The organism is Piscinibacter gummiphilus (genome assembly GCF_002116905.1).
Lineage (GTDB): Bacteria > Pseudomonadota > Gammaproteobacteria > Burkholderiales > Burkholderiaceae_C > Rhizobacter > Rhizobacter gummiphilus.
Genome location: NZ_CP015118.1, coordinates 1 through 24923 on the forward strand (window position 1 = coordinate 1; position 24923 = coordinate 24923).

Genomic DNA, 24923 nt, shown 5'->3' on the forward strand with positions numbered 1-24923 from the left:
CCGATAGGCCTTCGGGAAACCCACGATTACACCCCAAACCGTCTTCGAAGTCAAAGCGTCGCGCCAGAACCCGAGCAGAAGCCTCCCGGACACCGCCTGAAGCACCTTGTGCGAAAAACTGTGGATAACCCTGTTAAAAGGGCCTCCGCACGACGTAGAATCCGGCCGCTCCAAGAGAAGTTTTCCACAAGTACAACATGAGCGCTGACCTGTGGCAGCGCGGTTGCGAGCGACTCGCGGCCGAACTGCCCGAACAACAATTCAACACGTGGATCCGCCCGCTCCCCGCGGCCAGCGTCACCGACGCCGGCCCCGACGGCGCGGTGGCCTCGCTGCGTGTGCCCAACCGATTCAAGCTCGACTGGATCCGCAACCAGTACGCCACCCGCATCGAAGCCGTGCTGAGCGAGCTGGCCGGCAAACCCGTCCGCCTCGACCTGTCGCTGGCCCCGCGCGACCTGCCGCCCGCCCGTCCGGCCGATCCGCCGCTGCGGTCCCAGCAGGCCGCCGCGCCGGTCATCCACCTGCTCAACGAACCACCGCGTGAGGGCGCCCCGGCGCGCCCGCGTCCGGATGCGGCGCAATCGCTGCCGCGCCACCGCTTGAACCCGGTGCTGACGTTCGACACCCTGGTGGCCGGCCGCGCCAACCAGATGGCCCGCACCGCCGCGCTGCACGTGGCAGGCGCCCCGGGCCAGATGTACAACCCGCTGTTCATCTACGGCGGCGTGGGCCTGGGCAAGACCCACCTGGTGCACGCCGTGGGCAACGCGCTGCTGGCCGACCGGGCCGACGCCCGGGTGCTGTACCTCCACGCCGAGCAGTTCATCACCGACGTGGTGAAGAACTACCAGCGCAAGACCTTCGATGAGCTCAAGGCCAAGTACCACCAGCTCGACCTGCTGCTCATCGACGACGTCCAGTTCTTCGCCGGCAAGGAACGCACCCAGGAGGAGTTCTTCAACGCCTTCGAAGCGCTGCTGGCCAAGAAGGCCCACATCATCATGACGAGCGACACCTACCCGAAGGGGCTGGTGGACATCGACGAGCGCCTCACCTCCCGCTTCGATGCCGGCCTGACCGTCGCCATCGAACCGCCCGAGCTCGAAATGCGCGTGGCCATCCTGATGCGCAAGGCGGATGCCGAAGGCACCCCCATGCCGGAAGACGTCGCCTTCTTCGTCGCGAAGAACGTGCGCGCCAACGTGCGCGAGCTGGAAGGCGCCCTGCGCAAGATCCTCGCGTACTCCCGCTTCTCGCTGAAGGACATCAACATCCAGCTCGCCCGCGAGGCGCTGAAGGACCTGCTGTCCATCCAGAACCGCCAGGTGGGCGTCGAGAACATCCAGAAGACCGTCGCCGACTTCTACAAGATCAAGGTCGCCGACATGTACAGCAAGAAGCGCCCGGCCAGCATCGCCCGCCCGCGCCAGATCGCCATGTACCTCGCCAAGGAAATGACCCAGAAGAGCCTGCCCGAGATCGGCGAGCTGTTCGGGGGCCGCGACCACACCACCGTGCTGCACGCCGTGCGCAAGATCGCCGGCGAGCGCCAGAAGAACTCCGAACTGAACCAGCAGTTGCATGTGCTGGAGCAGACCCTGAAAGGCTAGACCACAGTCAGTGGCAGACTGTCAAACAACAAGCCTGGGGACAACTCCAGAACAACTCGTTCGTTGTCCACAGGTTTGAGCAGTTCCGAAAAGTTGTGGGTTTCGACTCCCGCGTAACCAGACCGGCGGCACACAGGGTTACGCGAGAGCTAAGCAGTTGATAGAAAAAGAGAAAATGGCGTTTTCCACAGAAAGCGTCGTTCCTCTACTAAGACGACTAATTTAAGAGGTTGACATGATTGTCTTAAAAGCAGCGCAAGAAAAAGTCCTGAGCGCTCTGCAAGCCGTGTCCGGGATCGTGGAACGCCGGCACACCCTGCCCATCCTGGCCAACGTGCTGATCCGGAAAACCGGGGAACAGATCGAGCTCACCACCAGTGACCTCGAGATCCAGGTCCGCACCACGGCCGAGCTGGGCGGTGATGCCGCCAACTTCGCCACCACGGTCGGGTCGCGGAAGATGATCGACATCCTCCGCTCGCTGCCGTCCGACCAGGTCGTCACGCTGAGCGCCACCGCCAACAAGCTGACGCTGCAGGGCGGCAAGAGCCGCTTCACGCTCCAGACGCTGCCGGCCGACGATTTCCCGCTGGTCCAGGAAGCCGCCGACTTCGGGCCCATGTTCAGCGTCCCCCAGAAGGTGCTGAAGGGCCTGATCAACCAGGTACACTTCGCGATGGCGGTGCACGACATCCGCTACTACCTGAACGGCATCCTGTTCGTCGCCGAAGGCAAGAGCCTGACCCTCGTCGCCACCGACGGTCACCGGCTCGCGCTGGCCCAGGCCACCCTCGAGACCGAGATCCCGAAGCAGGAAGTCATCCTGCCGCGCAAGACCGTGCTCGAACTGCAGCGCCTGCTCACCGACGACAAGGAAGGTGACAACGCCATCGAGATGCGCTTCGCCGGCAACCAGGCCAAGTTCACGTTCAGCGGCATGGAGTTCGTCACCAAGCTCGTCGAAGGCAAGTTCCCCGACTACAACCGCGTCATCCCCAAGAACCACCGCAACAGCGTCGTGCTGGGCCGCACCGCCCTGCTGTCGAGCCTGCAGCGCGCCGCCATCCTGACCAGCGACAAGTTCAAGGGCGTGCGGGTCAACATCGAGCCGGGCGTGCTGCGCATCGCGTCCAGCAACGCCGAGCAGGAAGAAGCCAAGGAAGAACTCGAGATCGACTACGGAGGCGATACCATCGAGATCGGCTTCAACGTCACGTACCTGATGGACGCGCTGTCCAACATGAGCGTCGACATGGTCAAGCTCGAACTCCAGGACACCAACTCCAGCGTGCTGATCACCGTGCCCGAGCAGTCGGGCTTCAAGTACGTGGTCATGCCCATGCGCATTTGACGCATTTGAGATTGGCCGCCTGACCCCCATATGTTCGAAGGCACCGGTGGATCGCGTGGCGGTCCCCCGGGTGCTGGATTGAATTTCGAGAGACTGAAGCGCCATGAGCGACGACACCAACAAGCCCCAGGACCCCAACGCCAGCGCAGCCTATGGCGAGGGCAGCATCCAGATCCTCGAAGGCCTGGAAGCCGTCCGCAAGCGCCCGGGCATGTACATCGGCGACACGTCCGACGGCACGGGTCTGCACCACCTCGTGTTCGAGGTGGTCGACAACTCCATCGACGAGGCGCTGGCCGGGCACTGCGACGACATCGTCGTCACCATCCACACCGACAACTCCATCAGCGTCGTCGACAACGGCCGGGGCATCCCCACGGGCGTCAAGATGGACGACAAGCACGAGCCGAAGCGCAGCGCCGCCGAGATCGCGCTGACCGAGCTACACGCCGGGGGCAAGTTCAACCAGAACAGCTACAAGGTGTCGGGCGGCCTGCACGGCGTGGGCGTGAGCTGCGTGAACGGCCTGAGCAAGTGGCTGCGCCTCACCGTGCGCCGCGAAGGCAAGGTGCACTTCATGGAGTTCAAGCAGGGCATCCCGCAAGACCGCCTGCTGGAGCAGCGTGACGGCTTCGAGATCTCGCCCATGAAGATCACCGGCGAGACGGAAAAGCGCGGCACCGAGGTGCACTTCCTGCCCGACCTGGAAATCTTCTCGAACATCGACTTCCACTACGAGATCCTCAGCAAGCGCCTGCGCGAACTGAGCTTCCTGAACAACGGCGTGAAGATCCGCCTGGTGGACGAGCGCAACAACCGCGAGGAGAACTTCGCGTTCGCCGGCGGCGTGAAGGGTTTCGTCGACTTCATCAACACCGGCAAGAAGACGCTGAACCCCACCGTCTTCTCGGCCAGCGGCGAGAAGCTCAGCGACCAGGGCACCATGATCACCGCCGAGGTGGCCATGCAGTGGAACGACGGCTACTCCGAGAGCGTCCTCTGCTTCACGAACAACATCCCGCAGCGTGACGGCGGCACCCACCTGACCGGCCTGCGCGCCGCGATGACCCGTGTCATCAACAAGTACATCGAAGAGAACGACTACGCCAAGAAGGCGAAGGTCGAGGTCACCGGCGACGACATGCGCGAAGGCCTGTGCTGCGTGCTGAGCGTGAAGGTGCCCGAGCCCAAGTTCAGCAGCCAGACGAAGGACAAGCTCGTCAGCAGCGAAGTGCGCGGCCCCGTCGAAGACGTCGTCAGCAAGGCCCTCACCGACTACCTGCTCGAGAACCCCAACGACGCCAAGATCATCTGCACGAAGATCGTCGAAGCGTCGCGCGCCCGCGAAGCCGCCCGCAAGGCCCGCGAGATGACCCGCCGCAAGGGCGTGCTCGACGGCATGGGCCTGCCCGGCAAGCTCGCCGACTGCCAGGAAAAGGACCCCGCACTCTGCGAGATCTACATCGTGGAGGGCGACTCCGCCGGCGGCTCTGCCAAGCAGGGCCGCGACCGCAAGTTCCAGGCGATCCTGCCGCTGCGCGGCAAGATCCTGAACGTGGAGCGTGCGCGCTTCGAACGCCTGCTGACCAGCAACGAAATCCTCACGCTGATCACCGCGCTCGGCACCAGCATCGGGAAGGAAGAATTCAACCCCGACAAGCTTCGCTACCACCGCATCATCATCATGACCGACGCGGACGTCGACGGCGCCCACATCCGCACCCTGCTGCTCACGTTCTTCTACCGCCAGATGCCCGAGATCGTCGAACGCGGCCACATCTACATCGCGCAGCCGCCGCTCTACAAGGTCAAGCTGGGCAAGGAAGAGCAGTACCTGAAGGATGGCACCGAGCTGGACTCGTACCTGCTCAAGGTCGCCCTGAAGGACGCGAAGCTCGACACCGGTCTCAACGGCGTGACCCTGACCGGTGAAGACCTCGCCGAGAAGGCCACGCAATACGTGCTGGCCAACAACGTCGTCGACCGCCTCAGCGCGTGGATGGACATCGAGGCCCTGCGTGCGATGGCCAATGGCCTGGTGCTGAACCTCGACACGCTGGAAGCGGCGGAGACGTCAGCGGCCGGTCTGAAGGCCGCGTTGCACAACGCCGAAGTCACGGCCGAGTTCGACACGCGCACCGACAAGCACATCCTGCGCATCAGCCGGATTCATCATGGCAACACGAAGAGCAGCATCATCTCTGCGGACTTCGTGCATGGGGCGGACTATGAGGTGCTGAGCACTGCGGGTCTGACCTTCAAGGGGCTTGTCGGCGAGAACGCTGTCATCAAGCGCGGTGAAGGTGAGAAGCAGAAGGAAGCTCGTGTTTCCGACTTCAGGCAGGCGATGGCTTGGCTCATCACGCAGGCAGAGAACTCTGTTGGCCGTCAGCGCTACAAGGGTCTCGGTGAGATGAACCCTGAGCAGCTTTGGGAGACGACGATGGATCCGAATGTGCGTCGGCTGTTGAAGGTGCAGATCGATGATGCGATTGAGGCGGATCGGGTGTTCACGATGCTGATGGGGGATGAGGTTGAGCCGCGGCGGGACTTCATTGAGACCAATGCACTGCGGGCAGCAAACATCGATGCGTGATGGTTGTAGGGTTACCCATAACGTGAGAATTTGAGGCCCATAAGGTGAGAAACCTATGGGCTTTCGATTCTCATAGCCACCAGCTACTACCTCTCAAGCGCGTCGGCCAGCTGAACCGAGCGCTCGCTTTCTTTGCTTTTCCGCCCTCTGCAGGAGTTCTCCCCCGCTGCCAGGGTTAGAGGGCACGGCCGCCGCAGCCGCGCGCCGGGCTTTCTTGCGCTTAAACCAGGGGCTCAACCACCCATCCTTGGTGCTGAAGCGCTGCGACGCAGTCGGCGGTGACCCGTTCCTGGTTGATGGCGAGGCACAAGAAGCTGGTAGGTCTTGACATCCCGACGTAGAGGTTCCGGAACTGCGAGAGGATGCTCTCCTTCATCTTGGGGTCGCGGACTTTCAGCCCGGCAAGCACAGGCAACGCTTCCGCCAGGTCAAAGCGGCGGCTGGGATGTCCGAGCGACTCGAGAACGAGCGTGGCCAAGTGCGTCTCGCCCTTCATTGAGGCCACTGTGCCAATCTCCACCTCAACGCACCGGCCTTCACGCATGACCTGGCAGAGCCGCTGGCTGGCCTCTTGTTCAGGTTGCTTCTCCGGGGGAGCAAACACCGGCAGCGTCTGGAACTTAGCGACAGTCATGCCAGCGGGCAGCAGCGGTAGTAGATATTGGTAGAACCAGTCGATTGCCTGGCTGCGACCGGCCTCATTAGCACCGAGGCCAGGGGCAAGGGCTAGCGCCCGGCACAGGTGCCGGACGTCCGTCGCATCTTGACCCGCATCGGCAAGCCGCCGAAGCAGCTGAGAGCCATCGCGCAGGCCTTCGATGTGCGGTGACTTCGCCGCTCGCAGCACCAATACTGCGGCACGCTTCGCGTCCACAGCTCGCGAGTGCATGGAGATGCCGTCGACCCGTGGCTCGGCAGGCTGGCTCAACAACGCCCAAAGTCGGTCGGAGCGCCCTCCAGCGCCCTTGGAGTGTTCCAGGTAGGCTGGCCAGTAGTCCAGCAGCGTTCGACCGGGCGCCTGCTTCGCGTCACTCTGCTTGCGGGCGCAGAGAGCCTTTACCGGCCGGCGATGAAGCGCGGCGTCATCGAACCGGTCTAACACGTGGTGGCCGAAAAGCTCGACCACGTCGCCTACACGCTTGGTCGCGTAAGTCACCAGCATGGGGGGATGAACATCGGCAGCGGTTCCGGTGACTGGGGCACCCCCGACGCGCACGCCCGATACAACCGCGGCTATGCCGGGGCCGAATCTCTTGCTGGTGCTTATCGGTAGTGCAGCCTCTGCGGGGAAACTGAGTTTTGAGAAATCGCCGTCGCCGCCCAGGATGCGTTGATTCACGTCGCCAAAGCGCTGAACAACCACCGAGTCGTCGAACAATCGGCTGAGCAAGGCCTCCTGCTCCCAGGAGGTGTCTTGCATCTCGTCGATATAGACCAGGGGAAACCTGCGGGACACCCGTTCCTTGATAGCAGGAGATTGTTCAAGCAGCATCTCGGCAAACGCGAACATGTCCGCGTAACGAAAGACGCCGGCCTGCGTGAGTTGCAGCTTGATTTCCTCGAGGAGGGGGTAGGTCTTCGAGGTGGCCTTGGGAATTGTTCCTTCCTCGCTGCCCAGCACCAAGTCTGGGCCTCTGTAGACCAGCCCGCCCACCATCGGCTTGACCCCTTCGTCTTTTTGCGCCCAGCCCCAGAGCGATGGCTTCTTCATTGCCAGCGCGATGGCCTTGTTGGCGAAGACCTCGTCGTCAATGACGTCGACTGATAGCCCGAGGCTACGTAGCGCTGGCAGTGCCAGGAAGCGGTCGACGAAGCCGTGAATGGTCCCGATGAAGTGCGGGTACGCCAACAGTCGCGCTCCCTCGGCCGTGGCTCCCAGCCGTCGCTGGATTTCCTCCCGCGCAACGTTCGTGTGGCTGAGCACGCAGATGCCGCGTTGGTCGTATGGCCACTTGCGCGCGAGGAGCAAGAGCTTGGCAGCCAGGACGGTAGTTTTACCGCTGCCAGGCGCCGCGTTGACATCACCAGAACCTGTTGCCAGCAAAACCGCTTGCCGCTCGGCATCGGTGAAGTCCAAATCGGGAGCTAGGTACTGAAGCTCGGCGAGGTCGTCTCCGGTAATGACGGGAATGCTCATGCTGCCGCGGCCGCCTTTCCGGTCAGCCAGTTCAGAGCTTGCCGCAGATACGGCGGGAGCTTTGCGAAGAGCGCGTCACCCGTCCCGTAGTCGCCGGTTGCCACAAGGTGGGCGGCGTACTGCGCAGTGACCGCTTTTGAGGCCCTACCACTCGCGAGCGGTTCATAGATGAGCGCGGCAAGCTTGTCTTCGTCATGCCCTGCCGCAGAGAGTGCTGCCCACGCATCGTGAGCTTCGGCCATGGCGAGCACCTCGTCCGCCTCGTCGAGCCGTTCACCCTTGACGTCAGCCTTTGTCGCGAGGTGGGTCGCGGTGAACATGAGCTCGCCGCAGCCGTACCGCGCCAGGTCGTACTCGAAGGTCCAGCGGTCCGAAACGCAGACGATGGTGTTGCCGCCTTGTGCTCTCTCCACCTTCGTCTTCACGACAGCCTTCAGCGCCTCGGGTGAATAGTCCGAATCGAAGCGCGCCTTTCCGCTATCGGACTTCTTGATGTAGCCGTTGGCGGCGTCCGGGACCACATCACGGTCGGTCAGACACGCGACTGGGATTTGGATGACCTCGCCGTCCTTGGCACGCTGAAGAATCCTTGCGTAGTGGTACAGGCCAACGCCGCCGACGTTCACCACGGCAAGCCCGTACTTTGAGAACGACATGCCGCAGGCTGCGGCCAGCGCCGGTAGGAGGAGCGCCTCGGCCGGACCTTCAACGATGGCGACACCTCTAGCGAAGAAGAGGTTGGCCTTGGTGGCATCAAGGAATCGGCGCAGAAAGTCGTAGTCGTTCTTCTTGAGCTTCGTCTTGTCGTGCCCGAGGCTGAACAACTGAGCGCGATGCACGAGGGTCATCGAGGCGATGTCGGCGCCGGCGGCAAGTGAGGGGCTGTGGGTGGTCATCACCACCTGGACCGGACGCTTCCCTTCCTGCGGCTTGGTGGCGCTTTGTTCCAGGAGCTCCTGTACTCGCTCCTGTAGCTGCGGATGGAGGTGCGCCTCCGGCTCCTCGATGAGGAGCAGCGCGAGTTCGTCGCCATCTCTGAGCAGCACGAGCTCAGTGGCCATGAAGAGGGCGTTGTTGTAGCCCAGACCCCGCGTGCATCGCTCGTCGTGGTGGATGCCAGCTGACGGCAGCAGCCCCAGCTCGAACTTCTCAAGGATGGGTTGGAGGGCTAGGTCGGGGGCAATCTGGATGCGGGATTCGAGCGAATCACCGGCAAAGGCGAACTTACCGAGGTAGTTGTTGTTGATGTCGTCCTGGACACCCTTGATGACGGGGTGCTTGCCGAGGTAGTTCTGGGTGAAGGCCATCAAGCCGACCAAGTTCCCGGGAATTTTGGTTGGGTCATCAGCATCGAAATCGTTGACCTCCTGGCCTTTGATGCTCTTGTGCGCCCCGAGAATCTGCGAGAGGCGGGATTGGCGCGCTGGCTTCAGTTCGGCTTCAGCGTCACGAAGCGGACGCAGATAGGTGGCTCGTACGAGCTCACGGACGGCGCTTCCAACTTCCAGACCGATACCATCGCGGCCAGCGCGGGTGATCGCGTCGATACGACCGCGCTTGTTGTCCTTCGGGGGAATCCAGCGAGCCTGCAGGTGAAGGATGAGGCTACGGCTCCCGTCGGTCTCATAGGTGAGCCATTCAAGCACCGCCGCCTCTTGGTCCGCATTCAGGTCAGCCAAGGTGGCCTCGATGAACATCGACTGGGCGCGAGATTCGCCCTCGATGTGGAAGTCCTGCTCGAACAGGCGCACGAACTCGTAGCTCGTGGTCCAGAGAACCTGCCGTATGGCATCGACGACCGCAGTCTTGCCGGCGTCATTCTCGCCAATGAGGATGTTCAGACCGGGCGACAGGGTCCAGTCAAGTTGTGGGGCGGTCTTGCCATCGCCGAAGGCGCGGAAGTTCTGGGCGCGGATTCTCTGAAGATGCATTTTGGTTCTCCCTGTAGTGGCCTGCAGCACGCCGACAGAGATGCGTACTTGCATCGCCCCGTGAGCGTTCTGGCCTTCTTGTAGATTCGGACATCCAGCAGGACGCTATTGACTACGACGTCACGAACCTGCCCACTCCGCCGACAGCGACTCCGCCTGTTTCAATACTGTCTCCGTCGCCTCGTCCTGCCGATCCGGCGGGTACTTGTAGCGCTTGAGCAGGGTCTTCACCATCACGCGCAACCGAGCACGCACCGTCTCGCGCACAGACCAGTCAACGGTCAAGGAACCCCTGAGCTTTTGAGTCAGCTCGACCGCAATCTGCTTGAGCGTCGCATCGCCCAGATCGCGTACCGCCGCCTCATTCGTGGCCAGCGCGTCGTAGAAGGCCATCTCGTCCGTGGTCAGCCCCAGGCGCTCGCCGCGTAGCGCCGCCTCCTGGAACTTCTTGGCCATCTCGATGAGCTCTTCGATGACCTGGGCCGTCTCGATGGCGCGGTTGCGGTAGCGCTGCAGGCTCAGCTGCAGCAGCTCGGAGAACTTGGCCTGTTGCACCACGTTGGTCTTGAAGCGCGACTTGATGTCGTCCTTCAGCAGGCGTTCCAGCAACTCCACCGCAAGGTTGCGCTCCTTCATGTGGCGCACGTCTTCCAGGAACTCGTCGGACAGGATGCCAATGTCCGGCCGGTTCAGTCCGGCCGCCTTGAAGATGTCGATGATTTCGGCGCTGACCACGGCCTTGCTCATGATCTGGCGCAAGGCGTGTTCCTTCTGCTCGTCGCTGAGCTTCTTGCCCGAGGTGCCGAACTTGGTCAGCGCCGCCTTCACGGCCTGCAGAAAGGCCAGTTCGTCGCGGTGCGTCAACGCTGCATCCAGCGTGCAGCACAGCGCGAAGGCTTTGCTGGCAGACAACACGGTGTCGGCAAAACGCTTCTTGCCGTCGTCCAGGCCCAGGATGTGGTTCGCCACGCCGGGCAGTAGCTGCCAAGCTTGGGTGCGGAACGCGTTGTAGCCGAAGCCGTGCAGCATGTCGTGCAGCACGCCCATCTTCTCCAGCAGCACGGCGAGCGCGTCCTCGGCCGCGATGGTGGGTTTGCCCTTGCCTTTGGCCTGGGTGTAGTCCTTCAGTGCAGCCTTCAGCTCATTGGCGATGCCGATGTAGTCCACCACCAGGCCGCCCGGCTTGTCCCTGAACACGCGGTTCACGCGGGCGATGGCCTGCATCAGGTTGTGGCCCTTCATGGGCTTGTCCACGTACATGGTGTGCATGCACGGAGCGTCGAAGCCGGTAAGCCACATGTCGCGCACGATGACCAGCTTGAATGAGTCCGCCGGGTCTTTGTAGCGGCGCTCCAGTCGCTTCTTTGTGTCCTTGCTGTAGATATGGGGCTTGAGGAGCGCCTTGTCCGAGGCCGAGCCGGTCATGATGATCTTGACCACGCCCTTCTCGGGGTCCGGGTCGTGCCAACTGGGACGCAGGGCGATGATGGCGTCGTAAAGATGCACGCAGATTTCGCGGCTCATCGCCACCACCATGGCCTTGCCGTCCAGGCTGGCCAGGCGGTTCTCGAAGTGCTCCACCAAGTCGGCCGCCACCTTCTGGATGCGCGGGGGTGCGCCCACCAGCTTCTCCAGCGCGGCCCAGCGGCGCAGCTGGGCGGCTTTGGCGGTGTCGTCTTCCTCGTCCTCGGTCAGCTCGTCCACCTCGTCGTCGAGCTGCGGCGTATCCGCCTCCTTCAACTCCAGGCGGGCCAGCCGGCTCTCGTAGTAGATCGGCACGGTGGCGCCGTCCTTCACGGCCTGCTCCACGTCGTAGATGTGGACGTAGTCGCCGAATACGGCCCGGGTGTCGCGGTCCTCCAGGGACACCGGGGTGCCGGTGAAGGCCACGAAGGTGGCGTTGGGCAGGCCATCGCGCAGGTGCTGGGCATAGCCGTAGCGCACATTACGCAGCCCACCGTACTCGGCGGGTGGCTCGGCCACCTGCAAGGCCAGTGGCTCGTTGGCGGCCGAGGTCTTGCGCGCATCCTTCATCTGCTTCTGTAGCTTGGGCATGCTCGCCTGAAAGCCGTACTGACTGCGGTGCGCTTCGTCGCAGATGACGACGATGTTGCTGCGCGCCGAGAGCTCGGGGAACTCGTCCTCGTCCTCACCAGGCGAGAACTTCTGGATGGTCGTGAAGATGACGCCGCCCGAAGGCCTGTTGGCCAGCAGCTCGCGCAGTCTGGGCCGGGTGTCGGCCTGCACCGGCGTCTCGCGCAGCAGTTCGGCCGCGCTGGCGAACACGCCGAAGAGCTGGTTGTCCAGGTCATTGCGGTCGGTCACCACCACCAGGGTCGGGTTGCCCATTTGCGGGTGCTGCATCAACTTGCCGGCCAGGCAGGTCATCTCGATGCTCTTTCCGGCGCCCTGGGTGTGCCACACCACTCCGCCCTTGCCCCGGCGCGCGGCATCGGCGCCTGGGTTTGAAGCCACCAGCACGCTCTCCACCACCGCACGCACCGCGTGGAACTGGTGATAGCCCGCCACCTTCTTGACCAGTCGGCCTTCGTCCTCGAACAGGATGAAGTGGCGCAGGTAGTCCAGCAGCCGTTCTCGCTGGAACAAGCCGTACACCAGCGTCTCCAGCTCGCGCATCGGTCCCAGCGGGTCGACGGTCTCCCCGTCAATGGTGCGCCAGGCCATGAAGCGTTCCTGGTCTGCAGTGAGTGAGCCCACACGGGCCTCGATGCCGTCGCTGATGACCAGCAGCTCGTTGCTTACGAACAGGTCCGGGATTTCTTCCTTGTAGGTCTGCAGCTGGTTGAAGGCGCCCCACAGGTCCGCGTTCTCGTCGCCGGGGTTCTTCAGCTCGAGCACCACGACCGGCAGGCCGTTGAGAAAGAGCACTACGTCCGGGCGGCGCGGCCGCTTCGACCCCTGGATGCTGAACTGGTTCAGCGCCAGCCAGTCGTTGAGGGCGACGTCCTCCCAGTCGACCAGCCGCACCCGGTCACCACGGGTCTCGCCGTCCTTCTGGTACTGGACCGGCACCCCTTCCACCAGCCAGCGGTGCATCGCCCGGTTGGCCTGCACCTGGCCGGGAACATTGGGGTTGAGCACCATGCGCGCGGCCTCGTCTTGCGCACCGGAGGGGATGTGAGGGTTCAGGCGACGGATGGCATCGCGCAGGCGATGCTTCAGCAGAACTTCGCGGTAGCTGTCGCGTTCGGTGCCTGGGGTCTTTGCGTCGGGCGGCGATACGTCCGGGCCGTGGCCCACCTCCCAGCCCAGGGCCGACAGCCATTCGAGCGTGGCCTGCTCGATGTGGTCTTCCAGGATTGCCGCACTCGCCATGCTTGTGGTCCTCTTGTTTGCCGTTGCCTTGAGTGCTTTGCTCAGGTCAGGGCTTTGACCCGGGGGCGGAACACCTCCGACATCCGCAAGGCCGCTGACTCCAGCCAGGTGAAGTAGGCCGGCCACTGCGCTTCGTCCACCAACGGCGACTCGGGGCGGACCTGGATGATTCGGCAGGCGTGCCCGTCAGGCAGTTCCTGCCAGTTCAGGCTCAGCTGCAGCTCGCCTTCGATGGAGTCCCTCTGGGCTAGCAGTTGCTTGAACATGGCCTTGGAGTTGTCGTGGTCGATGTAGACCTCCATGCCCACACGGCTTTCGCGCGAGTTCACGGTGGCCGCCAGGTGCACGCCAGCGCGGCCCAGGGCGATGTTGGTCCAGTGCTGGGGCAGCGGCTTCTGCGTGCGCAGTGTGGAACCCTTGTCCTGCAACCAGGTCGACCAATCGGTCCAGAACTTCAGCTGACGCTGCTTGGTCGGCGTCATGGTGGCGGCCACCTTGGCATTCTGCTGCCCGGTCTTGGCCCAGTCGTTGGGCTTGACCACCACGTTGAAGCTCGGGGCCATGGGCGAATCGCCGATCCGCCAGAGCTCGATTTCCACCGCGAAGAAGTCCAACTCGTCGGTCGTGTGCTGGTTCAGGAACTCGAGCGCCGCCACATGCTCGGTGCGGAAGGACTCGGCCACCCAGATGACCTTGCGCGCGCCGACGCCCGCAGCGTAGGTGAGGATTTGGCCGAGGTGCGTATGGTTGGTCTTCTCGAGCTGATTCTCGATGATGACCTTGCCGCCATCGTCGGTGCAGAGGATGTCGACCTTGAAGTCGCCGACTGGATGCTCGATACCCGCCAATTCGAGCTCATTCAGCCCCAATGACTCGGCCAGCAGGGTGAGGTTGTCGGCCTGCGCCAACCAGGGCGTGAACTCGCCGGCTTCGTGGGCCCAGGCCTTGCGCAGGGGGATGCGCTCCAGCTTGCCGAGTGGGGATTTCATGCGAGGGCGTCCTCCAGTTGGGCTTGGGCTTCGGGCAGGCGGAGCTTGCCGGAGATGAGGCGGGGGAGCAGGGCGTCTCGTAAGTTGGCCAGCGAATACGCCTGACGCTCGTTCTCCGTCAATCGGTCGAACAGCACTTTCGCCAGTTCGACAAACTGCTCGACAACCTTTGATGGCGGCAGCAGCGCAGGTATCGGGCGAAAGGCCTTCTTGCTAATTTCCATGAACGTCGAGCCGTTTGCACGGCCCTTGATGGCGTCCATGTTGGCCTGACACCAGAAGTAGAGGTACAGCGGCGGCAGTTGACCACCCGGCAGCATCGCGATATAGCCTTGATTGATAGCCACCGGTATTCGCGTCACGCTCAAGTAGCCGATTGGCGCACGGGATGACATGAGCAAGGTGCTGACGGGAAGCAACCCAGACGAAATCTTTGCAAGTCCGGCTTTGCTGACTTTTCGCTCAGTATCGAGAAGCACAGGGGCTGTCGCTCCGGACAGGTCCTTCGGGGAAGTCCAGTGATGCAGCGCTGGCTCCCAGAAAGCTGCGTTCTTGGTGTCTGGCGTCGAACCACCGACGGCTTCCGCCAGTTCGCCAATCGGCTGCACGCTCCACCCCTTCGGAATCAAGCCCAGCACCGACTCCTCGAACTCGGCGGGAAACAGCGCCGCCGTGGCTGCATCCATGCCCTCGGGTTCGCGGCCTTCGGTTTTGGCGCGCACTGGGTCGAAGTCGATGAACCAGCTTTTGAACAGGGCTTGGGCGATGGATTCGAGGGTGGCGTTGGTTTGGCGCAGGAGGTCGATACGGTCGTTGATAGCTGCTGAGAACTCTGCAATGCGCTGCTGCACTGACAAGTCGGGTATCGGCACTTGGAAGGACTCTATGTGCCCCTTTGTGATCGCCCTTCGGCTCCCGCCAGCATTGAAGGATTCGATATAGGCCTTTGTTTCGGGAAGAGCCAGCCAAGCTGCGAGAAAGCCCGGATGGCACCTTTCCCGATTCAGTCGAATCAGCATGACGTGCTGATTCACACAGGCAGGAAGCACCCGAGTGGGAACCAAGCACGAGCGACCAAAGGTAGTGCCGTCGCCGGTGATATTCAGCAGCACATCGTCAGGCTGCAATTCAGCACCCTCGAGCTCTGACGCCTGCGAATCCGAAATGTTCGCGAGTCCTTCCTCGGTGAACGCATGGTCCAGTACGTTCTGGCTGCGAACGAGGGTGTATCTATCCCTCCTGCCGAGGTAGCTGCTCGATCCACCCCTTGGGGTAGCTCCAGAGCGAATTTTCGTAGCGAGCGTCTTTAGTGCAGCAGTAGGTGTGCCGGAGCCAGAGTCGCCCGATTCAGACCGCATAGCCTATCTCCTCGAGCTTCTCGCGAATCAACGCATCAAGCTCTGCCCCTTTAACCATTTGCTCGGCCAATTGCGCAGTCAGCAACTCCATCTTCTCGTTGAACGCCGCGTCGTCGTCGTCCGCAGCTTCCGCGCCCACGTAGCGCCCTGGCGTCAGCACGTAGCCATGTTCGGCAATCTCCGCCTGCTTCACCGCTCGACAGAAACCCGGCACGTCGGCATACGCCTCGTCTGAGTCGTCCTCCCCATCTTGCCGCCAGCGGTGCACGGTGCCGGCAATGCGCGCCACATCCTCGTCATCGAGTACGCGGTTTACCCGCGATTCCATGCGCCCCAGCTTGCGTGCGTCGATGAACAACATCTCGCAGCGCCGGTCGCGACCACCCTTGCTCTTGTCCTTGGCCAGGAACCACAGGCAGGCAGGGATCGTGGTGTTGAAAAAAAGCTGAGGCGGCAGGGCCACCATTACCTCCACCACATCGGCCTCGACCATGGCGCGACGGATGTCACCCTCGCTGCTTTGGTTGGACGACATGGACCCGTTTGCCAGCACTACACCGGCGGTGCCGCGGGCGCTGAGGTGGTGCAGGATGTGCTGCAGCCAGGCGTAGTTGGCGTTGCCGGTGGGCGGCGTGCCGTGCGCCCAGCGTTTGTCGTCGAGCAGCCGGTCGCCGCCCCAGTCGCTGATGTTGAACGGTGGGTTGGCCAGCACGTGGTCGGCGCGCAAGTCGGGGTGCTGGTCGCGGTGGAAGGTGTCGGCCGGCTCCTTGCCCAGATTGAAGTCCATGCCGCGGATGGCCAGGTTCATGGCCACCAAGCGCCAGGTGGTGGGGTTGGCTTCCTGGCCGTAGATGGAGATGTCGCCGAACTTGCCGCCGTGGCTTTCGATGAACTTCTCGCTCTGCACGAACATGCCGCCCGAGCCGCAGCAGGGGTCGTAGACCTTGCCTTTGTGCGGGGCCAACACCTCCACGAGCACCTTCACGACGCTGGCCGGCGTGTAGAACTGGCCGCCCTTCTTGCCCTCGGCATTGGCGAACTGGCCGAGGAAGTATTCGTAGACCTCGCCCAGCAGGTCCTTGGCGTGGTGGGCGTCGCTGCTGGCGAAGCCGATGGTGGAGATGAGGTCGATCAGCTCGCCGAGCTTGCCGGGCTCCAGCTGCGCGCGGCCGAAGCGCTTGTCCAGGATGCCCTTGAGCCGCGGGTTGTCGGCCTCGATGGCTTCCAGCGCCAGGTCGATGCGGGTGCCGATGTCCACCTGCTTGGCGTTGGCACGGATGGTTTCCCAGCGTGCCGGCCCAGGCACCCAGAAGACGTTGGCCATCGTGTAGTAGTCGCGCTCCTCGGCGGCCAGGACGCGGTCTTCGGGGTCGGGCAGGTAGAGCTCATCGCCTTCGTTCCCGAAGGCGATGTAGAGCTCCTGTTGGCGCTGGTCGAAGGAGTCCGAGATGTACTTGAGGAAGATGAGCCCGAGGACGATGTGCTTGTACTCGGCCGCGTCCATGCTGGAGCGGAGCTTGTCTGCTGTGGCCCAGAGAGTTTTCTTGAGGTCCTGATTCATTCCGGCGTGCTGTGTTTGTTCTGTGTCATCCGCGCGGCTCCCTGGTCAGCCCTGCCTACGTCGATCTACGCGACTTGGCGGGCTTGGCAATGGGAGCCGTTGCGAGGTTAATGCCATGCGTTTTGCAGTAGTCCACGACCATGAACTCCACCATGGAAGCAAGGCTGCGCCGCTCCTGTTCCGCCGCGGTGACCAAGGCAGCTTTCACGTCCGGTGGGACGCGAACGCTGACGACTTCGGTTTTCGTGACTGCCAAGGAAGCTCCTGTGTGAAAAACGCTAGCGTTTTGCAGAGCGTATCAGGTCCACCTGACGATGCCACAGGGATTGATCTATACGGTGATGCAGCGGGCGAATGCCGGCTGCCGCGCAGCCGGGTAGAGACATGACGACAGCGGCTGCGGGACACCTGGGACTGTGGGGTAGTGCTCTGAGAATCCGGGCGGGGTGGCGAAGCTAGAGCCCTGGTGCAAACGTCTGGCGGAGAGCGGACCCGGCATGCTGCACGCCGGGGAGCTTCGAAGGAGGCTCGGCCGAACGGTCGGGGTGGCTTCGCCTTAGGTGAGGCTTCCCTTCTCTACTCTCAGGGGAATCACACCAGCAACCCAAAGGCGAGGATCAACGCTGAAGCGATGCTTTCAGCGTTGAGGATTTCAGCATGGCAAATCCATGGCGCTCGGGCGCGATGTTCGCGGGATTTGCCACTTGCAATGAGCAGGGTCAGCGATGCGACCAGCTGTGCGTCCGCCTTGATGGAAGGTCGCGCGTTCGAACCCGACCAGGGCGCTGCGCGCATGCATACGCGCAGACGAGGATCGCTTTCTGGGCCTCAAGTGCACCGGTCCGATTGCTCGTCGCAGGGGCAGCTTCGTGGCCGTCGAATGCACGCGACGATGCGACTGAACGCCCCAGTTTTCGAGGCTCTGTCGCGCCTCAACAACTGTTTTCGGCGGCCGGTATAACAAGGAAATTGCAGTCTGCCAACCGGTCGCAAAAAGCTTTTGACCGGCCTCGTTGACGAGCCCTAGATTGCCAGATTCGAGAGGGTCTGGCGGCTCTTCATCTCATCCCGAGACGCCTGAACCCTAACCGTTCGCGAGCTTCGGCGCAATCGCGGGCGGCTTGGTTTGCGTCGTGGTTTTGAGGTTCGAGTGGTCGTCAGGAAATACAGCAGCCGCCCCGGCATGAAGAAGATCGACACCGGCGTCCGCAAGGTCACGCCGACGTTCGGTCGGGCGGCGGTCATCACGCATGTCGACAAGGGCGGCGGCACGCTCGTGTTCGAGAACAACGCCGAGCGTTTGGTCGCTCGCCTCCTCGGACTGGACCCGCGCGTTCGCCACTTTCGTCGGCAGCCTTTCGCGGTCGACCTCGTCGAGCGCCGTCTGCTGCGCACGGCGGAAGAGCGGAACATCGCGCGTCAACGATATGCCGGACGGCCAGGCCCCTCGCTGTATACGCCAGACTTCAGCGTGGAGCATGGCAATTGCCGCCTCATCACCATCGAGGTCAAGCTCAAGGGATTCCCGGGGCAGAATGCCGACCACGAGCGCATGACGCAGGCGGCCGAGGTGCTGAAGCACTACGGGCATGAGTTTCTGCGCGTCTACATTCCGGACGATCTCTCCCATCCCCTTCATGCCAATACCGGCCTGATGTATCTGGCCTCAATGCGGAAGGACGTGCGGCCCACCACCGATGTCGTCGACCGCGTTGAACGCCTGGCCGACGATGGTGCTCGCACCGTGGCGGACTACGTCACCGGACTGGGCATCTCCGTCGACTACCTGCCGTCGCTGCTGGTGCACGGCGTACTGTCGATGGACGTCATCACGCATCGCATCGAAGGGCGATCCCCGGTAACGCCCGCCTACGGCAGCCTCCAGCACCTCGAACTCGTGGACAGGCTCTCAGCATGAGGGCGGGCTTTCTTCCGGGTGACGAACTCTGGGCGCCTGTCGGTGTTGAGGCGCAGTACGAGGTACAAGTCTGCCTGCCACGCATCCAGAGCATCAAGGTGCTCGACATCGGGAAGAGGACTGAGCTCATCCTCGACGAATCAGAACTGCGTGAGCAAATCGCATGGGGACAGTTGCGCGTACGTCGCCGCGGGGTGATGCTGGCCGCGCCCAAGACGAATCGGTCCCCCGACGAGGATGCGGCGACGCTCGCGACTCTGCGCATGCTGTCCTCGCTCGATTCACTTCGAAAACAGCGCCAGCTGAGCCTGAATAAGGCCTACATCACGCTGCGGGAACAACTCGTCGCGGCTCAGGCGCCTGACCTCGAGTCTCTACCCTCCCTCTCTCATGTCTACCGCTTGTGGAACGAGAACACGAAGGGACTGCCCGTTCGCAAGGGCAACGCCAAGAAGGGCAATCGCGATCCCAAGCACTCAGACGCTGTCCGCAAAGCAGTGATCGACAGCGCTGGCCTGTATCTGAAGACCAAGTCAACATGGACGCTGGCAGCCACAACGGAGTACATCAACCAGCAACTGCAGGCCCCGGACTGGCTGCGAAATAACCCAGATGTGAAGGAGAAGGATCGCAAGGTCAGCAAGAAGTACGTACAGCGCGTGATTCGGGAGGACCTTCATGCAGACCCCGAACACGCCCGCATGGACCCTCAGGACGCCATCGCAGCGAAGGCCGTGGCCGGCCGCACCATTCGCGCGGAGGGGCTCTTCGAGCGTATTGAGCAGGATGGTCTGCACCTCCCCTGGCTCGTCAGAACTCCATATGGTGACTCAACTGACGTCTGGCTCGTCCACGCCATCGACTGCTACACATCAATGCCGGTGGGATGGCATCTCGTGATAGGCGCCCCGCGAACAACCTCCACCCTTGCTTGCATCGAGACCATCCTCTTCCCCAAGGCGCCACGCCTTGAAGCACTGGGGCTGAACTACGACTTCGACATTTACGGAACGCCACAACAAATCGTCGCCGACAACGGGGCCGAGAACAAGAGCGACCGAATCCTCAAACTCTCTCGCATCGGAATCGACTTCGTGCGGTTGAAGTCAAGGCATCCGCACCACAAGCCCTTCATCGAGCGCTTGAACCGGTCCTTGAAATCGTATCTGCAAACCCTACCGGGCTGCACTCGCTTCGACGGCAAGGACGGCCAGCGTGATCCAGCCGCGCTCGGTGATCCAGTCATGACCATCGAGGAGCTGGAGCGGTGGATCGTTCGCTTTTACTTCGAGTATTGGGCAAACCACCCGCTCGAACGGCTCGAGCACTCGATCTTCATCGACAGCGAGAACCTGGGTTCTACCCCGCTGCTTCGCCATCGAACGCTGACCGAGAAGCTGCTGCGCCCGATGCCGCTGCCGATCAGCGTTGATGCCTGGCGCTCGGTGGTTTTCGACTGGCATGTACTGCCCCTTTCCCGTAAATCGGGCATCACGTACGACACCTTCGAGTTCCGCGGTGACCGGCTGCCGGAGCTCATCCGGAAGTTCGGTGAGACCGAGGTCACTGTGCTGGTCGACAGAGACGACTTTCGCGTGGTGTACGTCCTCGATGCCGACCGCGAGACGTTGATCCCGCTGGTCAACACGGCTGCCGTGCCGTCCACGCCCGCGTACAGCTTCGTCGACGCGAAAAGGATGCTGGAGGAACTGCGTGCCGAGAACGTCGATACCGGCTCCGAAGCTTTGCGCCGCGACATCTTCAACCGTTCTGCTGGCGTTGCGACGGCGACCCAGAAGGCACCCAAGCCCTCGAAGAAGTCCGCCACGAAGCAGGCGAGCTCCAAGCAAACAACGAAGCATGCCCGCGAGCACGGCGCCGTTCTACGAAGTGCCAGCAACCCGCTGCCCCCACCCGAACCAGCCCTTGGCCATCCACCGATGGCAGGTGCCGCCGAACGCTGGGCCTCGGTGCCCGCACTCGCAGTTCTGAGTCGCAAACCCAAGAAGGACGGTCAATGAGTTCCGCGAACGAGCTTCGCCGCCGCATCGAATCCTGCAAACTGAATCATCAGAAGTTCCTGCTGCACTACGAGTGGCTCGGAGAGCGCATCGAGGACGCCTTGGCAGGCTTCGCTCCTCGGGTCGAGTGGGTAGTTGGTCCCTCTCGCGCCGGCAAGTCCATGCTCATGGAGGCGCTGTCTGTTGACCACCCGGAGTTCCGCGTCGACGGTGTGCGTCGCGTGCCGGTGTTGTACATGCCGCTTTCTCGGGCCATTTCGCCGAAGTCCTTCCCAACCCTGGTACTGGAGGCCCTCAAGGTTCCAGTTCGAAGAAGAGAGGGTGCAGCTGACCTGGAACTGCATGCAGCCGAGCAACTGCAGCGGCTTGGCACCAAGGTGCTGCTGCTCGATGAGGCCAGTCACTTTGTCGAGCCTGCTGCGCGCCTCCTGCCCCGCTCGGCCGGCGACATGCTCAAGGTGCTGTCGGACCGCGCGGGTCTCAGCATCTTCATGACCGGCATCCCGCGGCTGCAGTTGCTGATCGACAGCAACGACCAGCTTCGTCAACGCGCTACGGCAAAACGAGAACTCCTGCCCTACAACTTCAACGAAGACGCGCAGCAGGAGGCTTTCGCGCAGTGCGTCAGAACCTACGCGGACATGTTTGCCGAATGTGGCTGGCCCATCGACGTTCCGTTCAAAGGGCTGGTCAAGAACTGCTACCTGCACAGCGGGGGGCTCGTTGGCTCGCTGAGCAAGTTCATGCAGGAGTTGTGCATTCGCCCTCGCACGGAGGAACCGCGACCCCTGACCCTGCATGACTGCAAGCAGGCCTCCGAAAGAGCCGGCGGAACCCGCAACCCGCTGAACACACCCTTCGCAAACGAGGAGGTCTCGGACGCGCACCTCAATCAGGCGTACCAGTACATCCTGGACATCGAACCGCTCCCCAACGTCCGCCGCCGCTAGAGCGTCAACTCGAACTCATCGCCCTGATGGAACTGACCTATCACCTCGAGCCCAAAGCGGACGAATCTCCCTTGGGCTACTACCGGCGCCTCGCTGGCGCCAACGGACTGCGCAATTGGAGGGAGCTCGCGTCGCTCGCCAAAGCGTCTCCGTCGCGGACAGGGTTGCTGAGCCGGCCGGAACACATCGCCGCGATGTACAACCTGCCCAGCGAATGGACAACGGCCATCACGCAGAGGGAAGAGTCGCTGAAGGCACTGCGTTCCCTGCACCGAGGTCACCACGACGCCGTCTGTCCCCGGTGTCTGAGCGAGGACATGTATTTGCGCATTGGCTGGGAGCACGGCTACGTTACTGCCTGCGCCACGCATCGAACGCTACTTGTGGAGCGCTGCCCGGCCTGCGACACCTTCCTGTCCATCCATCGCGAACGGATCGAGCAGTGCGACTGCGGGCAGGACCTCAGTTCGATCCCCGCAGTGCCTGCCCCGTCGGTCCACCTCTGGCTCTCCAGCCTCCTGCTGCCGGGAGACGACGCGCCTCCCGGCGATTTGCCAGACCTTCGTGGCACACCTTCGGCGGAGCTCGCGGAACTGGTGCGTACGCTCTGCCTGCATTTCGATCCTGCGGCCGAGCCGCCGCGCCGCAATTCCGCCAACCCGGGGTCTGTCCGTGAGGCGCTCGAGTTTCTGGCGCCCCTGGAAACGCTACTCGCCGAGTGGCCTGTGTCCTACGAACAGCATGTGCGGACCCGCATCGCCGCCGGTCCGGCAGATGCAAGAACCCTCAAAACACTGCTTGGCCCCTGGTTCAGGCATCTGCTGGCGGTGGCGTCCACTGGCGCCTTGAGGAGCTTTCTGTCCCCTGTCATACGCATTGCCGCCGCCGAGTTCGATGGCGTGATCGGCATGGAGGACGCAGGGAACTGGGACGACCTGAGATACGTCCGACTCAAGGATGCTGCCAAGCATGGCCAGATGACCGTGCCGACGCTGAGGCGAGCCATCGCGGCGCGGCAGATCGAGCACCGCAGCCGGCGATTCGGCACCAAGGGCACCGTCTACGAAGTGCTGCGCACGGACCTTGAGCGCATCGTCGAGGCCCGCCGCGGCTGGACTACTGAGGCGGAGGCGTGCCGTTCGCTGGGTGTGTCACCGAAGGTTCTGACGAACATGGTGGCCGCTGGCCTGGTCGACGCGGACTACGACTGGGTGAAGGATGTCTTCAAGGGTGGCCCCTTCCGCGCCGGTGCCATCGCGGATGTGCAGGCGACGCTGATGACGAACTTGGCTGAGACCCCAACGGCCGGCGAACGGATTGGCTTTGCGGACCTGACCAGCCGGCGCCTGGGTGACAACACGGCGATCCAGGCACTCATGCGTGCGATCCAGTCAGGGGAGGTTGTTGCCCAAGGTCCCGCTGACCGGGTAGGCAAGTTGCAGTACCCGTTGGCCGAGGTGCGACGCTTCTTCGGGACGCCATTGCTTGAGGCCGGACTCTCCGTGAGCCAGTTGGCCAAGCTGACCGGCTGGAAGCACGAAAGCATCGACCACTGGATCGAGACAGGCCTGCTGGAGTCCCATCCCATTGTGTTGCGCGGCCAGCCGTGCAGGGTGGTGATGCCAGCCCAGCTCCTGGCCTTCAACCGCACCTACATGCCGGTGTCGGACCTGGCCAGGCTGGTCGGCGGCCGCTCGTCGTTCATGGCAAAGCGCCTTGCACACATCGGTGTCATTGCCGGCAAGGCCACCAGTTCGGGAACCCAACGAGGGATGCTGGTCAGGTTGTCCGATGTGGCCGAGCTGGCAATGAGGACAGCAAACCTCGGCGTGCTTGCCGTTCGGGATGGGCGAGCAGGTCGAAGGAGGAAACCGAAATGAAGAGGCGCCCCTCATCCGCTGCTGCAATCTCTGGCCCGGAGAGCGCCGATACGCCTTCTTCGGAGGCAGCGGTTCCGTCCGCGCGTGACAAGCCGCGAGCGCGCGTCTTGGCGTTGGATTTGGAGGCAACGCTCATCAGCAGCGCTGTGTCCCAGTTTCCGCGACCCGGGCTCTTCGAGTTCCTTGTGCGATGCAGGGAGCTCTTTCCGAGGGTCGTGATGTTCACCACCGTGCGTGAACAACTGCTCCGTGACATCGCCGGCACGTTGGTGGATGAAAGGGCCGCTCCTGAATGGTTTCGAGAGCTGGAATACGTGCATTGGACGGGGACTACCAAGGACTTGAGCTTCATTCCCGGCTGCCCGGTTGGCGAGGCCCTCCTGGTCGATGACTTGGCTGCTTACGTTCATCCAGGTCAACAGGCCCAGTGGGTCCAGGCGGAGCCTTTCGAACCACCGTTCGATGGAAGTGACACCGGCCTGACCAAGGTTCTCGAGAAGCTCGAGGAACGGGTAAGTCCAGGAGCGGTGTCATGAAGCTCGCCGGCTGTACGGTTTGTGGCGTTGTGCACGAAGCCGTAGGAGCCGAGGTGCTCGATGGCGCTGATGAGGAACGCCGCTACAACCTCACGCACTGCAGGCTATGCCAGTCGCCGAGCGCGGCATTTCGCCCTCTACCGGATCAACCAGACCTCGGAGAGGACGAACTCGGCTACCCAATGGCGGTTGTGCCGTGGGTAGACGATGGGCCTCAGACGCCAACGTACCCCTGCGCGACCACAAGCATCGGTCAGTCGTCTACGGGCGCGGGCACAGAAAGCACGGGTAGCACCGTCGTCACCAAGGAGATTGGCATGCCTTCATCGACGCTCAACAAGCGAGGTCAGGCAACGCTGCCTCGAGAGATTCGCGAAGCTCTGAAAGTCGTACCCGGAGACAAGCTGACGATGGAGGTACGAGAGGACGGGGCGGTACTCATTCGAAAGAACGCAGACGTGACCACCAAGAACTCCACCGGCCAGCCGAAGCGACGGGCCATCAGGGTTGGGCTTCTCGATGGAAAGCTGAACGTGCCGGCGGACTTCGATGCTCCGCTGCCGGCGCAGATTCAGAAGGAGTTCGAGGCACCACTCGATCCTCGGCGAACAGCCCGGCCCAAACGCCAACGCCGGTGAGAGCGAGGTCGGGCTGCCATCTGGTTCACGTAGATGCGATGGCGAGCGCGCCGGAGCACGGACTTGTGTTGAACGACACCGTCTAGGTCGGTGACGAGCATGACGCAT

Annotated in this window: 15 protein-coding genes and 1 pseudogene; 9 read left to right on the plus strand and 7 right to left on the minus strand. The window is 62.8% G+C overall.

The features are described from left to right. Nucleotides 1-197 precede the first annotated feature (197 nt). The 3 genes and pseudogenes from dnaA to gyrB all read left to right on the plus strand — a co-directional run. On the plus strand, nt 198-1613 hold the full coding sequence (gene dnaA / locus A4W93_RS00005) for a chromosomal replication initiator protein DnaA (protein ID WP_085748659.1): 1416 nt from the start codon (nt 198-200) through the stop codon (nt 1611-1613). Between the two features lie 235 nt (nt 1614-1848). Next, the gene (dnaN, locus tag A4W93_RS00010; RefSeq protein ID WP_085748660.1) at nt 1849-2964 is read left to right on the plus strand and encodes a DNA polymerase III subunit beta; all 1116 of its coding nucleotides are present in this window, start codon (nt 1849-1851) and stop codon (nt 2962-2964) included. Nucleotides 2965-3103: 139 nt separating this feature from the next. Then, nucleotides 3104-5560 (plus strand): annotated as a pseudogene (gyrB, locus tag A4W93_RS00015) (DNA topoisomerase (ATP-hydrolyzing) subunit B); the annotation flags it as partial. A gap of 220 nt (nt 5561-5780) precedes the next feature. Here gyrB and A4W93_RS00020 read toward each other — a convergent pair. The 7 genes from A4W93_RS00020 to A4W93_RS00050 form a co-directional block, all read right to left on the minus strand. Further along, nucleotides 5781-7697 (minus strand): UvrD-helicase domain-containing protein, encoded by a 1917-nt coding sequence (locus tag A4W93_RS00020; protein WP_085748662.1) that lies wholly within the window; start codon nt 7695-7697, stop codon nt 5781-5783. After that, nucleotides 7694-9682, minus strand: coding sequence for an ATP-dependent nuclease (locus A4W93_RS00025; RefSeq protein WP_218919177.1), 1989 nt, complete (start codon nt 9680-9682; stop codon nt 7694-7696). Before A4W93_RS00025 ends, A4W93_RS00020 begins: the two co-directional genes overlap by 4 nt. Nucleotides 9683-9748: 66 nt before the next feature. Then, complete coding sequence (locus A4W93_RS00030) at nt 9749-12964, minus strand: type I restriction endonuclease subunit R (RefSeq protein WP_085748664.1); 3216 nt, start codon at nt 12962-12964, stop codon at nt 9749-9751. Between the two features lie 41 nt (nt 12965-13005). Further along, nucleotides 13006-13953, minus strand: coding sequence for a DUF4268 domain-containing protein (locus A4W93_RS00035; RefSeq protein ID WP_085748665.1), 948 nt, complete (start codon nt 13951-13953; stop codon nt 13006-13008). Beyond that, nucleotides 13950-15311 carry a restriction endonuclease subunit S gene (locus tag A4W93_RS00040; RefSeq protein WP_085748666.1) on the minus strand — a complete coding sequence of 454 codons (1362 nt, stop codon included), beginning with the start codon at nt 15309-15311 and terminating at the stop codon, nt 13950-13952. The genes A4W93_RS00035 and A4W93_RS00040 overlap by 4 nt, the downstream gene beginning before the upstream one ends. Next, complete coding sequence (locus tag A4W93_RS00045; RefSeq protein WP_085748667.1) at nt 15301-16872, minus strand: class I SAM-dependent DNA methyltransferase; 1572 nt, start codon at nt 16870-16872, stop codon at nt 15301-15303. The genes A4W93_RS00040 and A4W93_RS00045 overlap by 11 nt, the downstream gene beginning before the upstream one ends. 55 nt (nt 16873-16927) lie before the next feature. After that, nucleotides 16928-17128 (minus strand): hypothetical protein, encoded by a 201-nt coding sequence (locus A4W93_RS00050; protein WP_085748668.1) that lies wholly within the window; start codon nt 17126-17128, stop codon nt 16928-16930. A 927-nt stretch (nt 17129-18055) separates the two neighbouring features. Between A4W93_RS00050 and A4W93_RS00055 the strand changes: the two genes are divergently transcribed. The 6 genes from A4W93_RS00055 to A4W93_RS29355 are packed head-to-tail and all read left to right on the plus strand — an operon-like array spanning nt 18056 to nt 24815. Further along, complete coding sequence (locus tag A4W93_RS00055) at nt 18056-18790, plus strand: hypothetical protein (protein ID WP_085748669.1); 735 nt, start codon at nt 18056-18058, stop codon at nt 18788-18790. Continuing rightward, nucleotides 18787-20811, plus strand: coding sequence for a TnsB C-terminal domain-containing protein (locus A4W93_RS00060; protein WP_085748670.1), 2025 nt, complete (start codon nt 18787-18789; stop codon nt 20809-20811). Before A4W93_RS00055 ends, A4W93_RS00060 begins: the two co-directional genes overlap by 4 nt. Continuing rightward, nucleotides 20808-21761 (plus strand): TniB family NTP-binding protein, encoded by a 954-nt coding sequence (locus A4W93_RS00065; protein WP_085748671.1) that lies wholly within the window; start codon nt 20808-20810, stop codon nt 21759-21761. The genes A4W93_RS00060 and A4W93_RS00065 overlap by 4 nt, the downstream gene beginning before the upstream one ends. Before the next feature lie 26 nt (nt 21762-21787). Continuing rightward, on the plus strand, nt 21788-23641 hold the full coding sequence (locus tag A4W93_RS00070) for a TniQ family protein (protein ID WP_085748672.1): 1854 nt from the start codon (nt 21788-21790) through the stop codon (nt 23639-23641). Continuing rightward, on the plus strand, nt 23638-24177 hold the full coding sequence (locus A4W93_RS00075; protein WP_085748673.1) for an NIF family HAD-type phosphatase: 540 nt from the start codon (nt 23638-23640) through the stop codon (nt 24175-24177). The genes A4W93_RS00070 and A4W93_RS00075 overlap by 4 nt, the downstream gene beginning before the upstream one ends. Then, nucleotides 24174-24815: an AbrB/MazE/SpoVT family DNA-binding domain-containing protein gene (locus tag A4W93_RS29355; protein ID WP_157131548.1), complete on the plus strand. Its 642-nt coding sequence runs from the start codon at nt 24174-24176 to the stop codon at nt 24813-24815. Before A4W93_RS00075 ends, A4W93_RS29355 begins: the two co-directional genes overlap by 4 nt. The last annotated feature ends 108 nt before the right edge of the window (nt 24816-24923 follow it).